We start from the raw sequence: 15,351 nt of genomic DNA on the forward strand, positions 1-15,351 counted from the left end.
CTCCACTCAAATTCTGCGTTCGGCAAGGGTCATTCTACGACCGGGCCGGACAAGCGGCCCCCGACTGGTTATCATGGCGGCGATTTCTAGCGGACTGCCACCATGGTTGATTCATACGACGACGCCTTCGACGGCGAAAAAAGCAAAACCCAGATCAAGCGCGAGCTGCATGCATTGGTCGAACTCGGCGAGCGCCTAACCACGCTCAAGGCCGATACACTGGCGCGCCTGCCGTTGACCGACGAGTTGCGCAAGGCCCTGGCCGAAGCCAGCAAGCACACGGCGCACGGCGCACGTAAACGCCACATGTCGTTCGTCGGCAAGCTGATGCGCGTGCAGGACCTGGACGCCATCCACGCCTTGCTCGAACAGATCGACAGCTCGACCCGCCAGTACAACGAGCGATTCCACAACCTTGAGCGCTGGCGCGATCGTTTGATCGACGGTAACGACGAAGACCTCGAGCGCTTCGTCAACGAATACCCCGATACCGACCGTCAGCAACTGCGCTCGCTGATCCGTCATGCCCAGCACGAAAAGGCGCGGAACAAGCCGCCGGCCGCTGCACGCAAGGTGTTCAAGTACATCCGCGACCTCGACGAGATCCAGCGCGGCCTGCGTTGAGTCCGACGCACCGCTCCCAGGGCATCTACTGTGCGAGCCCATGGGAGCGGCCTTGCAGCGCGAAAGGACCGCGATGCGGTCCCACGATCCTTCACGCGCCCGTACCACCTACGGTAATCGCATCCAGCTTCAAGGTCGGCTGGCCAACCCCCACCGGAACCGACTGCCCATCCTTGCCACAGGTGCCCACACCGCTATCCAGGGCCAGGTCGTTACCTACCATCGACACTCGGCTCATCGCCTCAGGGCCGTTGCCAATCAGGGTTGCGCCTTTGACCGGTGCGGTGATCTTGCCGTCTTCGATCAGGTAAGCCTCGCTGGTCGAGAACACGAACTTGCCGCTGGTGATGTCCACCTGCCCACCGCCGAGGTTGGCGCAATAGATGCCCTTTTTCACCGACGCGATGATCTCCTGCGGGTCGCTCTCGCCAGCACGCATGTAAGTGTTGGTCATGCGCGGCATCGGCAGGTGCGCATAGGATTCCCGGCGCCCGTTGCCGGTCACCGCCATGCCCATCAGGCGCGCGTTGAGCTTGTCTTGCATATAGCCCTTGAGCACACCGTTCTCGATCAGCGTGGTGCATTCGGTTGGCGTGCCTTCGTCATCCACGCTCAGAGACCCCCGGCGACCTTCAAGGGTGCCATCGTCGACGATGGTGCACAGGCTCGACGCGACTTTCTCGCCGAGACGACCGCTGAAGGCCGAACTGCCCTTGCGGTTGAAGTCGCCTTCCAGGCCATGGCCGACCGCTTCATGCAACAGCACGCCAGACCAACCGGAACCCAGTACCACCGGCAAGGTGCCCGCCGGGGCGGGAATCGCCTCCAGGTTCACCAGCGCCTGGCGCAATGCCTCGCGGGCATAGCCCATGACCCGCTCCTCGGTGAAGAAGCGATAGTCGGTACGCCCACCACCGCCCTGCCCGCCGCGTTCGCGACGGCCGTTCTGCTCGACGATGACACTGACGTTGAAGCGCACCAGCGGACGCACGTCAGCCGCCAGGCTACCGTCCGCTGCGGCGATCAGAATCCGCTCCCAGACGCCGGCCATGCTCACGCTGACCTGCTGGATACGCGGGTCCAGGGCGCGGGTGGCGGCGTCGACACGCTTGAGCAGGTCGACCTTTTCTGCGCGCGTCAGCACATCCAACGGATTGTCCGGTGAATACAGTGCCGGCACAGCCTGGCTGCGGAAGGCCTGTACCTTGCCGTGCTGCCCGGCGCGGGAAATCGAACGGGCGGCACGGGCCGCCGAGTTCAGGGCTTCAAGGTTGATCGCATTGCTGTAGGCAAAGCCGGTTTTCTCACCGGACTGGGCGCGCACGCCCACCCCTTGGTCGAGGTTGAAGCTGCCTTCCTTGACGATGCCGTCCTCCAGTGCCCAGGTTTCCGAAATCTGACCTTGGAAATACAGGTCGGCGGCGTCGATACCGGGGCCTGCCAACTCGCCAAGGACAGACTGCAGGCTGTCCAGGCTCAGGCCGCCCGGTGCCAGGAGCTGCTCGCTGACGGTGGATAACATCTGGCTCATAGTCACTCCGAGGTGTGCGCAGGCCGCAAGGCGTCCTGCGAGAAAAAGCGCCGGTGCAACGCAACCGGCATGCGCGCCCGAATGGACGCTTGTTCATCAATATCGCGCTCGGCCAGCAGGACTGCCTCGCCTCGCGCCTGTTCGGCGACGATCCTCCCCCAAGGGTCGACGATCGCCGCCTGGCCATGGGTTTCCCGTGGCCCTGGATGGATGCCGCCCTGTGCGGCGGCCAGCACGTAGCACTGGGTCTCGATGGCCCGTGCACGAATCAGCACTTCCCAATGGGCTGCCCCGGTGACTGCGGTGAAGGCAGCCGGCGCCGTGATCAGCTCCGCGCCGGCAGCGCGTAAAGCGCTGTACAGCTCGGGAAAGCGCAAGTCATAGCATACGCTCAGCCCCACACGGCCGACCGGGGTATCGGCCACCACCACCCGAGCCCCGTGCGCATAGTCGTCAGACTCGCGGTAACGGCCTCGGTTGTCGGCCACGTCGACATCGAACAGGTGTAGCTTGTCGTAACGCGCCACCACCTCACCCTGCTCATCGACCAACAGCGAGCAGGCATGCGCCTTGGCATCGGGTTGACCGGCGGGAGGCAACGGCAAGGTACCGGCGACTATCCATAACTTGAGGTCGCGGGCGGTACGTTTCAACCATGGCAGGATCGGCCCGTCACCCAGAGCCTCCGCCCGTCCGATGGCCGCCGCATCCTTGCGCCCCATGGCCGCGAAGTTTTCCGGCAGGACAGCGAGCCTGGCGCCACCGAAGGCTGCCTGCTCAAGCAGTGCGCCAGCACGTTGCAGGTTGGCCAGTACATCGTCCTGGCTGACCATCTGGATCACCGCTGCCTTCATGGGCACTCCCGACGCTATTTGTTGAAGGGTTTCACAAATGTGATTCTAGGCTCTTTCCACGGCCCCTCGACGCGGTAGTGCACGCTGGCAAAACGCGACACGCGGTCACCGATCAACCGATCGACCAGGAACAACGCCCCGCCAACCGCTGGCGCACCGACAATCAGGGCGGCCAAGGGCAGGTTGTTGGTCACTGGCAACGTCACTTGCAAGTTGGCATCGACACGGTCACGAACCATGTCCAGCGTACCGTCGAGCTCGAAGTTGCTCGACGGCCCGGTCACCGTGATCGGCTCGCGAGTTACATAGACACCATCACTTGCCACCAACAAGCCTTTGACCCGGTCATAGGCCAAGCCTTTGTCGAACAGATCGGAGAAGTCCAGGCGCAAGCGACGGCCGATGGAGTTGAAGTTGAGCAGGCCGAACACGCGCAGGGCCTGGGCACTGCCTTCCACCTCGACGAACTGGCCGGTGCGCAATGCCGCGTCCATGCTCCCCGAGAAACGCTTGAGGCCAACCCAGGCCGGTGAGCCAGGCCAACGGCCATCGACATCCAGGCGGAAATCGCGGCTGGTGACCGTAGGCGCGAAGCCCCAGGCCTTGAGGACATCAGCCAGGTTCTTGCCATCGAGGCGACCTTTGTACCAGCTGCTGCTGGCCCCCGGCAGGCCTTCCCAGCCACCACTGCCATCAATGCGCAGCCCTTTGAAATCGAGGTCGATATCACTGGCCGACACCCCACGGGCGGTCGGGCGCAGCTTGACCGCCGCATTGCCGTAGAAGTCATCACCCCGGTAGAGCTTGTCGATGGTCAGGTCCAGCGCCGGGACCTTGCGAGGGTCGAAGGTGGCCAAGGGGTCGGGTCCATCTTCGGCCTGGACCTGAGCCGGGTCGGCCGCGGGCAGACGTAAGGTCTGCAGGCGGACGGTCATGGGCGCGGCCTTGGCATCCGGAACCCTTGCGTTACCGATGACTTCCTTGCTGTCCAGACGCAGATCCCATGCTGGGCCGCCGCGAGCCAGGCGAACCACGGCCTGGTTCAAGTCCATGCCGAACGCCTTGAGCTGGCCGATGCTCAGGTCGACGCTCTGCAGGTTCTGCCGGGCATTGCCGCTCGGGTCATCGCCAGCCAGTCGGTTCATCTGTTCCTGCCAGGGCGCCAGGTCCAGGGACTCCAGGCGTCCGCGCACACGCAAACCCGGGCTGGCCGGTACCTGCGCGTCGCCCGTGCCGAGCAGCAACTCACCGCGCCCTTGGGTCAGCTTGTCGGCAGGCGCGGCGTAGGCAAAACGCGCAAGGTCCGCGTAGCCTGCATCGAAGCGACGCTCTGCGCCTTGCAGGCCCATGCTGAAACGGCTGTCACGGGTTTCGGACGCGGCCTTGCCGAACGGTGCCGGCAGGTCTATCGCCAGCCCTTTGAGCGACGAGTTGACACTCAGGCTGTTGTCGCGGCTGCCCAGATTGACCTGCAGTCGGTAAGGCACATCACCCGAAGCAGGCAGCGCCTGCTTGAACTGCAACCAGTCAGTCAGGGACTTGAGCGCCACCTGGCCAGTGGCATTGATCCGGGTCTGCATCTGCCCTGGCTTGCCTTCGGCGACGATCTGCGCGGACACCGGTTTGCCGAATGCTTGCAGGCTGATGTCCTTGCCGCTCAGGCCCTTGTCCAGGTCAAAACTGAAGTCGCCCTTCAATTGGCTCAGGTCAAGGCTCGGCGGTGCCACCTTGAGTTGCGCATCGGCGGTAGCGAAGTCCACCTGCACGTTGGGCCGATCACCGCGGACCAAGGGGATGTCGAGCTTGACCTTGCCCTTGAGCGGCCCCTCTCCTTCCCAGCCGGCGAATATCTCACCTGTGCCGATCGGCGCTTCCTTGAGGATCTTCAAGCCATCGCCAAGGCTGCCGTCGAAATTGCCATCCAGGTACAGATGGCTATGCTGGTCGCCGTCGACATGGGGAATATCGACACTGACGTCGCTCACCTTCGTATCGAGCAATGTACCCTGACTGGCCTTGATGCGAATGCCGCTGTCCTCTATCAGCACATCCCCGGCGACCTGCTGCACCTGCGGCCAACCCGGCTGGAAGTCCAGCGCCGCATCGCGGACCTTGAAGAACAGGCTGATGCTTCGCGCCTCGGGCGCTGCCCCATGGTTGAGCGACCCTTGGTACTGGAAATAACCTTCGTCCACGGTCCCCTTGACGATGGCGGTGCGCAGCCACTCGTCCAGGGCCGGACTAAGCACTTCGGGCAGGTACTTCGCGGTATAGCGGCCGTCGCCTTCGGTCAGGCCGACACGCAGGTCCATGTAGTCTTCGCGCCCTTCCTCGAACAGCAGTCGAATGAGGAAATCGCCGGCAATCTTGCCCTCCTCGCCCAACACCTTGAGGTAGGGAGCGATGAGGGTGAAGCCCTCCTTGTCGAGGCTCCAGGTAAGGCGGGCATTGGCCTTCTGGTAGTGCCAGGGTTTGGCGAAGATCGGATACAGATGCAGCATGAATGCATCGGTATCCAGTCGCAGTTCACCGTGCCCCAAGTTACCGCTGATACTGCCGCTGACGTTTCCGGCGGCAGGAGCACCGTGGTACGCGTCGAAACCTACCTTTTCAAGATTGGCGGCGAACTGCAGCCGCTCGTCGCCCTCGACCTTTGGCCGGATATCGAGGCGTACGTTGCGCAGTGCGCCGGTGACCTTCAGCGCGTCGACCACGGTCATCAGTTTTTCAGGCAGTGGCGCCAGGGCATCGACCAGCGGGGTGAGCGGAGTCAGGTCGAGCCGATCGGCCTGCACCTGCCAGCTCTCCTGTGCGGGCTCTTCGCCATCGCGATGACGCACTTGCAGATGCGACTCCCATCGCGTCTTGCCAATGCTGGCAGCCAACGAATCGACCACCACATCGAAGCCCTGCTCCTGGCGCTGGAACCAGGCAGTCAGCGCCAGGTTATCCAACGTGGCAGATTTGCGCCCGGCATAGGCACCCGTGAGCTTGGGTGCATTGAGCCGTACAACTGCCTGTTGCAACTGACCCTGGCTCCAGTCGATCCACAATTCGCCACCCGAGCGCAGGGTGTGTGCTTGCCACTGGCCCAGCAGGCGCGGCGGCAACCAACGCGCCCAATCACTCTGCGGCAGGCTCAGGTAAGCCTGGACCTGCCCGTCACGCCATTGGTTGGCCGAAGCCCGGCTGCGCAGGTTCACCGCCAAGGGCTGGCCATCCGGGAGGGTCGCGCGCAGGTCCAGAGCCTGACGCGAAGCACCGGCCTTCAGGCCAAGACTCACATAGGTCAGGGTCAGCGGGTCACGTTGCCAGGGGTGCAGGGTAACCTGGCTGTCGAACACATCGATGCGCCCCAGCTGGCGCATGCGCTGGAGAATCTCGGCAGGATCGATTGCGGCGTCGTCTTTTTTCGGCAGACCTTCCAGCGCCCAGCTGCCCTGGGCGTCCTCACGCAGGATCAACTGCAAGCCACCCAGCTGAATACGCGCCAGCTGCACTTCACGGCTGGTCAGGCTGGCCCAGAGGTCAGGCACCAGCTTGACCTCATCCAGGCGCAATGCCGCCGAGCCTTCGCCCACTTGTAGATCGCGCACGCGCAATACAGGTGCCAGGCCGCTCCAACGCCCCTCGAGCGCACCGATGTGCACCGGCAGGCCCAAGGTTTGCTCCGCCTTGGCTTCTACATCGGCGCGGTATTCGGCAACCAGCGGTACCAGTTGCCGCCCCGCGCTCACGTACAGTGCCACCAGCACCGCAAGCAGAGCACACAAGCCCAGCCCCCAGCGGGTCAAGGCGACAAGAACGCGGGTCAGACGTCCCATGGCCATGGCCCTCCAAGTCGTTTATCCATGATGGCCCCTGGCAGCGGTTTTGCCAGCTCGACCTGCATGGGGTGGGGTTCGAAACGCGTCAGAGCAGCACCACGTCGTATTGCTCCTGCGAATACATCGACTCGACCTGGAAGCGAATGGTTCGACCAATGAACGCTTCCAGCTCGGCCACGTTGCCGGATTCTTCATCGAGCAGACGGTCGACCACCTTCTGGTTGGCCAGCACACGGTAACCTTCGGCCTGGTAGGCACGGGCCTCACGCAGGATTTCACGGAAAATTTCGTAACAGATCGTCTCTGGGGTTTTCAGCTTGCCCCGCCCCTGGCAGGCGATGCAGGGCTCGCACAGCACCTGCTCAAGGCTTTCCCGCGTGCGCTTGCGGGTCATCTGCACCAGTCCCAGCTCGGTGATGCCGATGATGTTGGTCTTGGCATGGTCGCGCTCGAGCTGTTTTTCCAGGGTACGCAGTACCTGGCGCTGGTGCTCTTCATCCTCCATGTCGATGAAGTCGATGATGATGATCCCGCCGATATTGCGCAGGCGCAGTTGCCGGGCAATGGCGGTTGCCGCTTCGAGATTGGTCTTGAAGATGGTCTCTTCGAGGTTGCGATGACCGACGAAGGCGCCAGTGTTGACGTCGATGGTGGTCATCGCCTCGGCCGGGTCGACCACCAGGTAACCACCGGACTTGAGCGGCACCTTGCGCTCCAGCGCTCGCTGGATCTCATCCTCGACGCCATACAGGTCGAAGATCGGTCGCTCGCCCGGGTAGTGCTCAAGGCGGTCGGCAATCTCTGGCATGAGTTCGGCGACGAACTGCGTGGTTTTTTGGAACGTTTCCCGCGAGTCGATACGGATTTTCTCGATCTTCGGGTTGACCAGGTCGCGCAAGGTACGCAGGGCCAGGCCCAGGTCTTCGTAGATGACCGTTGGCGCACCGCAAGTCTGTATCTGGCTGCCGATCTGCTCCCACAGCCGGCGCAGGTAACGGATGTCCTGGAGTATTTCCTCGGCGCGCGCGCCTTCGGCGGCTGTGCGCAGGATGAAGCCCCCGGCGTCCTTGATGTTCTCGCTTGCCATGCAGTCGCTGACCACCTGCTTGAGGCGGTCACGCTCGGCTTCGTCCTCGATCTTCAGGGAGATACCGACGTGACTGCTGCGGGGCATGTACACCAGGTAGCGCGAGGGAATAGACAACTGGGTCGTCAGGCGCGCGCCCTTGGTGCCGATGGGGTCTTTGGTCACCTGCACCACCAACGCCTGCCCTTCATGCACCAGGGCGGTGATGCTCTCGACCGCCGAACCTTCGCGCTGAGAAATTTCAGAAGCATGGATGAACGCGGCCCGTTCCAGGCCGATGTCGACGAACGCCGCCTGCATGCCTGGCAGCACGCGCACTACCTTGCCTTTGTAGATATTGCCAACGATGCCTCGGCGCTGCGTGCGCTCAACGTGCACTTCCTGCAGCACGCCGTTCTCCACCACTGCCACACGTGATTCCATCGGGGTGATGTTGATCAGGATCTCTTCACTCATGGCAGGCTCTCGTCAAAGGTCTTGGCTAATGATGGATGTCGTACGCAGGGCTGGCTACTGTGGGTGTGTTACCTCTGGCAAAAGCCCTGGCACCTGCCAACTGGCAATGCCGAATTGCGCAAGCAGATCGGAAGTCTCGGCGAGCGGCAGGCCAACGACCGAGGAGTAACTGCCGACCAAGGCGGTGACGAACACCGCGCCCAGTCCCTGTATGGCATACCCACCGGCCTTGTCCAGGGGTTCGCCGCTGGCCCAGTAGCGTTCGGCCTCATCACCGGTAATCGGGCGAAAACGCACGCTGCTCGAAACGCACAGACTGAGGCAGCGCTGGCCATCGCTCACGGCGATGCCAGTCAGGACCTGGTGTTCGCGCCCCGACAGGTCGGCCAGCATGGCCAAGGCATGTTCGCGGTTTTCCGGTTTGCCGAGAATACGACCATCGAGCACCACCGCAGTGTCTGCGCCAAGGGTTACAGCCGGGCCGTCGACTCTGGCGAAACCGGCCTTGGCCTTGGCCTGGGCCAGGCGCTCGACATAGGCCTCGGCGCTTTCGTGAGGGAGTGGGGTTTCATCGACAGGTGCGCTGACCGTGGTGAACGGCACGCCGATCTGGGTCAGCAGTTCACGACGGCGTGGCGAGCCCGAGGCAAGGTAAAGCGGAGTCATGCGGACATCTCCCTGTCAGTCGCGGCATCGCCGTCAGTTTATGTGCAATCGGCGGCGCAAGTCGCGCAGGGCGAAGCTGACCCAAGGCCATAGCAAGGCACTGATCACCGCCGACCACACCAACGCCAGGGTCGGCAGGCGGTTGCCGGTGAGCGCGCTGAGCCATAGCTGGATCAATTGGGCGATACCGAAGATCACCAGAATCACAAGGCTCTGCTGCCACATGGGGAACATGCGCAGGCGTTGCTGCAGGGACAATACCAGGAAGGTGATCAGGGTCAGGATGAGGGCGTTTTGCCCCAGCAAGGTACCATAGAGCACATCCTCGGCCAGGCCGAGCAGGAAAGCCGTGGTCATGCCGACCTTGTTCGGCACCATGAGGGTCCAGAACGACACCAGCAGTGCCAGCCACATGGGCCGGAACACTTCCAGGAACTGAGGCATCGGCGAGACGCTCAGCAGCAGACCGATGACGAATGTCAGCCAGATCACCCACCCGTTGTTACGGCGCGAAGCTGCCATCATGGTCTCCGGTGTTGAGCCGGCGCGGCAGGCGCGGCGGCTGGGGTAGCGGGCGCGGCCGTCGGGGTCGGCGCTGGCGTGGCCGGTACGGCGGGAGCAGTGCCGGCAGGGGCGGCGCCGTTGGCCGGGGCAGCGTGATCGGCGGGTGCAGCTGGCTGGCCACTGGCCGGGGCGCCCTTGCGGTCGGCTTCTTCCTGGGCGATGGCGGCGTCGGTGGCACGCTGCTCCGGGCTGCGTCGATCGCTGAACACCAGCAGCATATAGCGGCTGCGGTTAAGGGCGGCGGTTGGAATCGCGCGCACGATGGCGAACGGCTGGCCCGAGTCATGGATCACTTCGTTGACCGTGGCCACCGGGTAGCCGGCCGGGAAGCGCTGCCCCATACCGGAACTGACCAGCAAGTCGCCTTCCTTGATGTCGGCAGTGTCTGCCACGTGGCGCAACTCCAGGCGCTCGGGGTTACCCGTGCCGCTGGCGATGGCGCGCAGGCCGTTGCGGTTGACCTGCACCGGAATGCTATGGGTGGTGTCGGTCAGCAGCAGCACCCGTGAGGTGTAGGGCATCAGTTCGACCACCTGGCCCATCAGGCCACGGGCATCGAGTACCGGCTGGCCAAGAAACACACCATCACGCTCGCCCTTGTTGATCAGGATGCGATGGGTGAACGGGTTGGGGTCGACACCGATCAGCTCGGCCACCTCGACCTTTTCATTGACCAGGGCCGAGGAGTTCAGCAGCTCACGCAGGCGCACGTTCTGCTCGGTGAGGGCCGCCAGCTTTTGCAGGCGCCCCTGCAACAGCAGGGCCTCGGTCTTGAGCTTTTCGTTTTCCGCGATCAGTTCGGTGCGGCTGCCGAACTGGCCGGCCACGCCTTGCCACAGGCGCTGCGGCAGGTCAGTGACCCAGTAGGATTCCATCAGCACCAGGCCCATCTGGCTGCGGACTGGCTTGAGCACGTCGAAACGTGCGTCGACCACCATCAGCGCGACGGACAGCACTACGAGTACCAGTAGGCGAACGCCCAACGAGGGGCCCTTGGAGAAAAGCGGTTTAATGGGCCGTTCCTCGTGGACGACTCAGGAGGTCATTGGACATGGGACAACGCACCAGCCTGGTTGCGGGTTGACGGAAACGACGCCCGGATGGACGCCTGCCCAGCGCATACAGGTAGCACTGCTCGTGCTACCTGTAAACCGGGCGCTCAGAAGCAGCGGGTGGGAATCACTCGCTGGAGAGCAGGTCCATCGCGTGCTTGTCCATCATCTCCAGGGCGCGACCGCCGCCACGGGCAACGCAGGTCAGCGGGTCCTCGGCGACGATCACCGGCAAGCCGGTTTCCTGTGCCAGCAGCTTGTCGAGGTCACGCAGCAGTGCGCCACCACCAGTCAGCACCAGGCCGCGCTCGGCGATGTCGGAAGCCAGCTCGGGCGGCGACTGCTCCAGGGCGCTCTTGACGGCCTGGACGATGGTCGCCAGCGACTCTTGCAGGGCCTCGAGCACTTCGTTGGAGTTCAGGGTGAAGGCACGCGGTACGCCTTCGGCCAGGTTGCGGCCACGGACGTCGACTTCACGCACTTCGCCACCCGGGTAGGCGGTACCGATTTCCTGCTTGATGCGCTCGGCGGTGGACTCACCGATCAGGCTGCCGTAGTTGCGGCGCACATAGGTGACGATGGCTTCGTCGAAGCGGTCGCCGCCCACACGCACGGACTCGGCATAGACCACGCCGTTCAGCGAGATCAGCGCGATTTCGGTGGTACCGCCACCGATATCGACGACCATCGAACCACGGGCTTCCTCGACCGGCAGGCCGGCACCGATGGCGGCAGCCATCGGCTCTTCGATCAGGAACACCTCACGTGCACCGGCACCCAGGGCCGACTCGCGAATGGCGCGGCGCTCTACCTGGGTCGACTTGCACGGCACGCAGATCAGCACGCGTGGGCTGGGCTGCAGGAAGCTGTTCTCGTGAACCTTGTTGATGAAGTACTGCAACATTTTTTCACAAACGCTGAAGTCGGCGATGACGCCGTCCTTCATCGGACGAATGGCAGCAATGTTGCCAGGCGTACGGCCCAGCATGCGTTTGGCTTCGGTACCGACGGCGACGACGCTTTTCTGGTTGCCGTGGGTACGGATGGCAACAACCGAGGGCTCATTCAGGACGATACCGCGCTCACGCACGTAAATAAGGGTGTTGGCAGTACCCAGGTCGATGGAGAGATCGCTGGAAAACATGCCACGCAGTTTCTTGAACATGGGAAAGTGACCCTGGGGAAAGCGTGGGTAAAAAAGTGCGGCAAACTCTAACAATGGCAGGGATTTTGGGCAAGGAGCCAATATGTTAAATTGGCAGTTTTTCCGAGCAAGCCAGCAGATGATCGCGGCCGTATGACCGCCAAAATGCCGACATGTTCCTCACCACGGACCTCATTCCGTTCTTAGTTTTTCTGGAGATCCCCATGGCGCTTCAACGCTGCGACGTGGAAAAGATCGCCCATCTGGCCCGTCTGGGGCTGAATGAAGGCGAACTGCCACGCATTACCGATGCCTTGAACAGTATTCTCGGGCTGGTCGACCAGATGCAAGCGGTCGATACCAGCGGCATCGAACCCTTGGCCCACCCACTGGAAGCCAGCCAACGCCTGCGCCCTGACCAAGTCACCGAGCGCAATCAGCGCGACGCCTATCAGGCCATCGCACCGGCGACCGAAAGCGGTCTGTACCTGGTTCCAAAAGTCATCGAGTAAGGGAAAGAGCCTGCCATGCATCAATTGACCCTGGCCGAGATCGCCCGCGGACTCGCCGACAAGTCGTTTTCCTCCGAAGAGCTGACCGGCGCCCTGTTGGCGCGCATCAAGCAGCTCGACCCGCAGATCAACAGCTTCATCAGCGTCACCGAGGACCTGGCCCTGACCCAGGCCCGTGCTGCCGACGCCCGTCGCGCCGCCGGCGAGAACGGCGCCCTGCTCGGCGCACCGATCGCCCACAAGGACCTGTTCTGCACCAACGGCATCCGCACCAGCTGCGGCTCGAAGATGCTCGACAACTTCAAGGCGCCCTACGACGCCACCGTGGTCGCCAAACTGGCCGAAGCCGGCATGGTCACCCTGGGCAAGACCAACATGGACGAATTCGCCATGGGCTCGGCCAACGAGTCCAGCCACTACGGCCCGGTGAAAAATCCATGGAACCTTGAACACGTTCCCGGCGGCTCGTCCGGCGGTTCCGCCGCAGCGGTGGCCGCACGCCTGCTGCCGGCCACTACCGGCACCGACACCGGCGGCTCGATCCGTCAGCCAGCGGCGCTGACCAACCTCACCGGCCTGAAACCGACCTATGGCCGTGTTTCGCGCTGGGGCATGATCGCCTACGCCTCGAGCCTCGACCAGGGCGGCCCACTGGCCCGCACCGCCGAGGACTGCGCTCTGCTGCTGCAAGGCATGGCCGGCTTCGACGCCAAGGACTCCACCAGCATCGAAGAGCCGGTGCCGGACTACAGCGCCAACCTGAACGCCTCGCTGCAAGGTCTGCGCATCGGCCTGCCGAAGGAATACTTCGGTGCCGGCCTCGACCCGCGCATCGCCGACCTGGTCCAGGCCAGCGTCAAGGAGCTGGAAAAGCTCGGCGCGGTGGTCAAGGAAATCAGCCTGCCGAACATGCAGCACGCCATCCCGGCGTACTACGTGATCGCGCCGGCCGAAGCCTCCTCCAACCTGTCGCGTTTCGATGGCGTGCGCTTCGGCTACCGCTGCGAGAACCCGAAAGACCTGACCGACCTGTACAAGCGTTCCCGTGGCGAAGGCTTCGGCGCCGAAGTCCAGCGCCGCATCATGGTCGGCACCTACGCCCTATCGGCCGGCTACTACGACGCCTACTACGTCAAGGCGCAGCAGATCCGTCGCCTGATCAAGAATGACTTCATGGCCGCGTTCAACGACGTCGACCTGATCCTCGGCCCGACCACGCCGAACCCGGCCTGGAAGCTCGGCGCCAAGAGCAACGACCCGGTCGCCGCCTACCTTGAGGACGTCTACACCATCACCGCCAACCTGGCGGGCCTGCCGGGCTTGTCGATGCCGGCCGGTTTCGTCGATGGCCTGCCGGTCGGCGTACAACTGCTGGCTCCCTATTTCCAGGAAGGCCGCCTGCTCAACGTCGCGCACCGCTACCAGCAAGTCACCGACTGGCACACCCGCGCCCCCAACGGCTTCTGAGGAACTGACACATGCAATGGGAAGTTGTGATCGGGCTGGAGATTCATACCCAGCTGGCCACCCAGTCGAAGATTTTCTCCGGCAGCGCCACCACCTTCGGTTCCGAGCCGAACACCCAGGCCAGCCTGGTTGACCTGGGGATGCCCGGCGTACTGCCGGTGCTCAACCAGGAAGCCGTGCGCATGGCCTGCATGTTCGGCCTGGCGATCGACGCCGAGATCGGCAAGCGCAACGTGTTCGCGCGCAAGAACTACTTCTACCCCGACCTGCCCAAGGGTTATCAGATCAGCCAGATGGACCTGCCGATCGTCGGCAAGGGGCACCTGGACATCGCCCTGGAAGACGGCACCATCAAGCGTATCGGCATTACCCGTGCGCACCTGGAAGAAGACGCCGGCAAGAGCCTGCACGAAGATTTCAGCGGCTCCACCGGCATCGACCTGAACCGCGCCGGCACACCGCTGCTGGAAATCGTCTCCGAGCCAGACATGCGCAGCGCCAAGGAAGCCGTCGCCTACGTCAAGGCGATCCATGCTCTGGTGCGCTACTTGGGCATCTGCGACGGCAACATGGCCGAAGGTTCGCTGCGCTGCGACTGCAACGTGTCGGTGCGCCCGAAAGGTCAGACCGAGTTCGGCACCCGCTGCGAGATCAAGAACGTCAACTCGTTCCGCTTCATCGAACGCGCGATCAACAGCGAGATCCAGCGCCAGATCGACCTGATCGAGGACGGCGGCAAGGTGGTCCAGGAAACTCGCCTGTACGACCCGAACAAGGACGAGACCCGCTCCATGCGCAGCAAGGAGGAAGCCAACGACTACCGTTACTTCCCCGACCCAGACCTGCTGCCAGTGGTCATCGAGGACAGTTTCCTGGAAACCGTTCGCGCCGGCCTGCCGGAACTGCCACAGCAAAAGGTCGAGCGCTTCCAGAGCCAATACGGCCTGTCTGCGTACGATGCCAACGTGCTGGCCTCCAGCCGTGAGCAAGCCGACTACTTCGAAGAAGTGGCACGCGTTGGTGGCGATGCCAAGCTGGCCGCCAACTGGGTCATGGTCGAGCTGGGCAGCCTGCTGAACAAGCTTGGCGTGGAAATCGACCAGTCCCCGGTCAGCGCCGCGCAACTGGGTGGCATGCTGCTGCGTATTCGCGACAACACCATCAGCGGCAAGATCGCCAAGACTGTGTTCGAAGCGATGGCCGCCGGTGAAGGCGATGCCGATGCCATCATCGAGAGCAAAGGCCTCAAGCAGGTCACCGACACCGGCGCTATCGACAAGATGCTCGACGAGATGCTGGCAGCCAATGCCGAGCAGGTCGAACAGTACCGCGCCGCCGACGAGGCCAAGCGCGGCAAGATGTTCGGCTTCTTCGTCGGCCAGGCGATGAAGGCGTCCAAGGGCAAGGCCAACCCTGGGCAAGTGAACCAATTGCTCAAAGCCAAGCTCGAAGGGTGATTGTTTTCCCCCTGTAGCCTGCGAGGGCCTGGCCCTCGTTCGCAGGTAAACCCGCTCCCACAGGACCGCGCCACGCTCAAGGGCAGCGCGCCCCTGGGGAGCGGCCCCAC

At 63.4% G+C, this 15,351-nt stretch carries 12 protein-coding genes; 4 read left to right on the forward strand and 8 right to left on the reverse strand.

Annotated features, from left to right (window positions below):
* Window positions 1-102: 102 nt before the first annotated feature.
* Window positions 103-624: a ribosome biogenesis factor YjgA gene (gene yjgA, locus P3R38_RS20130; RefSeq protein ID WP_023382154.1), complete on the forward strand. Its 522-nt coding sequence runs from the start codon at window positions 103-105 to the stop codon at window positions 622-624.
* A gap of 91 nt (window positions 625-715) precedes the next feature.
* On the opposite strand, the gene tldD is transcribed toward yjgA, so the two are convergent.
* From tldD to mreB, 8 genes are all read right to left on the reverse strand, one after another.
* The gene (gene tldD, locus P3R38_RS20135) at window positions 716-2,155 is read right to left on the reverse strand and encodes a metalloprotease TldD (protein ID WP_277686544.1); all 1,440 of its coding nucleotides are present in this window, start codon (window positions 2,153-2,155) and stop codon (window positions 716-718) included.
* A 2-nt stretch (window positions 2,156-2,157) separates the two neighbouring features.
* Window positions 2,158-3,009, reverse strand: coding sequence for a carbon-nitrogen hydrolase family protein (locus tag P3R38_RS20140; protein WP_027906587.1), 852 nt, complete (start codon window positions 3,007-3,009; stop codon window positions 2,158-2,160).
* 14 nt (window positions 3,010-3,023) lie between these two features.
* Window positions 3,024-6,839 carry a YhdP family protein gene (locus P3R38_RS20145; protein ID WP_202675596.1) on the reverse strand — a complete coding sequence of 1,272 codons (3,816 nt, stop codon included), beginning with the start codon at window positions 6,837-6,839 and terminating at the stop codon, window positions 3,024-3,026.
* An 82-nt stretch (window positions 6,840-6,921) separates the two neighbouring features.
* Window positions 6,922-8,379, reverse strand: coding sequence for a ribonuclease G (rng, locus tag P3R38_RS20150; protein WP_023382158.1), 1,458 nt, complete (start codon window positions 8,377-8,379; stop codon window positions 6,922-6,924).
* Between the two features lie 54 nt (window positions 8,380-8,433).
* Window positions 8,434-9,045: a Maf family protein gene (locus tag P3R38_RS20155; protein WP_023382159.1), complete on the reverse strand. Its 612-nt coding sequence runs from the start codon at window positions 9,043-9,045 to the stop codon at window positions 8,434-8,436.
* A 33-nt stretch (window positions 9,046-9,078) separates the two neighbouring features.
* Window positions 9,079-9,567 carry a rod shape-determining protein MreD gene (mreD, locus tag P3R38_RS20160; RefSeq protein ID WP_023382160.1) on the reverse strand — a complete coding sequence of 163 codons (489 nt, stop codon included), beginning with the start codon at window positions 9,565-9,567 and terminating at the stop codon, window positions 9,079-9,081.
* Window positions 9,567-10,592, reverse strand: a complete 1,026-nt coding sequence (gene mreC, locus P3R38_RS20165) for a rod shape-determining protein MreC (RefSeq protein WP_238546530.1) — start codon at window positions 10,590-10,592, stop codon at window positions 9,567-9,569. The genes mreD and mreC overlap by 1 nt, the downstream gene beginning before the upstream one ends.
* 196 nt (window positions 10,593-10,788) lie before the next feature.
* Window positions 10,789-11,826, reverse strand: coding sequence for a rod shape-determining protein MreB (mreB, locus tag P3R38_RS20170; protein WP_003255163.1), 1,038 nt, complete (start codon window positions 11,824-11,826; stop codon window positions 10,789-10,791).
* A gap of 203 nt (window positions 11,827-12,029) precedes the next feature.
* On the opposite strand from mreB, the gene gatC reads away from it, so the two are divergent.
* The 3 genes from gatC to gatB are packed head-to-tail and all read left to right on the forward strand — an operon-like array spanning window position 12,030 to window position 15,241.
* The gene (gene gatC / locus P3R38_RS20175; RefSeq protein WP_023382162.1) at window positions 12,030-12,317 is read left to right on the forward strand and encodes an Asp-tRNA(Asn)/Glu-tRNA(Gln) amidotransferase subunit GatC; all 288 of its coding nucleotides are present in this window, start codon (window positions 12,030-12,032) and stop codon (window positions 12,315-12,317) included.
* Window positions 12,318-12,332: 15 nt separating this feature from the next.
* A complete protein-coding gene (gene gatA / locus P3R38_RS20180) occupies window positions 12,333-13,784 on the forward strand; it encodes an Asp-tRNA(Asn)/Glu-tRNA(Gln) amidotransferase subunit GatA (protein WP_023382163.1) in 1,452 nt (483 codons plus the stop codon).
* 11 nt (window positions 13,785-13,795) lie between these two features.
* Window positions 13,796-15,241, forward strand: a complete 1,446-nt coding sequence (gene gatB, locus P3R38_RS20185) for an Asp-tRNA(Asn)/Glu-tRNA(Gln) amidotransferase subunit GatB (protein ID WP_023382164.1) — start codon at window positions 13,796-13,798, stop codon at window positions 15,239-15,241.
* Window positions 15,242-15,351: the final 110 nt, after the last annotated feature.

Origin of the sequence: Pseudomonas sp. NyZ480 (assembly GCF_029537255.1) — a bacterium.
GTDB lineage: Bacteria > Pseudomonadota > Gammaproteobacteria > Pseudomonadales > Pseudomonadaceae > Aquipseudomonas > Aquipseudomonas taiwanensis.

What these genes read in the sequence shown, in the direction of transcription:
- yjgA (WP_023382154.1), top strand. Translation starts at nt 103, where the DNA reads ATGGTTGATTCATACGACGACGCCTTCGACGGCGAAAAAAGCAAAACC.
- tldD (WP_277686544.1), bottom strand. Translation starts at nt 2,155, where the DNA reads ATGAGCCAGATGTTATCCACCGTCAGCGAGCAGCTCCTGGCACCGGGC.
- P3R38_RS20140 (WP_027906587.1), bottom strand. Translation starts at nt 3,009, where the DNA reads ATGAAGGCAGCGGTGATCCAGATGGTCAGCCAGGACGATGTACTGGCC.
- P3R38_RS20145 (WP_202675596.1), bottom strand. Translation starts at nt 6,839, where the DNA reads ATGGCCATGGGACGTCTGACCCGCGTTCTTGTCGCCTTGACCCGCTGG.
- rng (WP_023382158.1), bottom strand. Translation starts at nt 8,379, where the DNA reads ATGAGTGAAGAGATCCTGATCAACATCACCCCGATGGAATCACGTGTG.
- P3R38_RS20155 (WP_023382159.1), bottom strand. Translation starts at nt 9,045, where the DNA reads ATGACTCCGCTTTACCTTGCCTCGGGCTCGCCACGCCGTCGTGAACTG.
- mreD (WP_023382160.1), bottom strand. Translation starts at nt 9,567, where the DNA reads ATGGCAGCTTCGCGCCGTAACAACGGGTGGGTGATCTGGCTGACATTC.
- mreB (WP_003255163.1), bottom strand. Translation starts at nt 11,826, where the DNA reads ATGTTCAAGAAACTGCGTGGCATGTTTTCCAGCGATCTCTCCATCGAC.
- gatC (WP_023382162.1), top strand. Translation starts at nt 12,030, where the DNA reads ATGGCGCTTCAACGCTGCGACGTGGAAAAGATCGCCCATCTGGCCCGT.
- gatA (WP_023382163.1), top strand. Translation starts at nt 12,333, where the DNA reads ATGCATCAATTGACCCTGGCCGAGATCGCCCGCGGACTCGCCGACAAG.
- gatB (WP_023382164.1), top strand. Translation starts at nt 13,796, where the DNA reads ATGCAATGGGAAGTTGTGATCGGGCTGGAGATTCATACCCAGCTGGCC.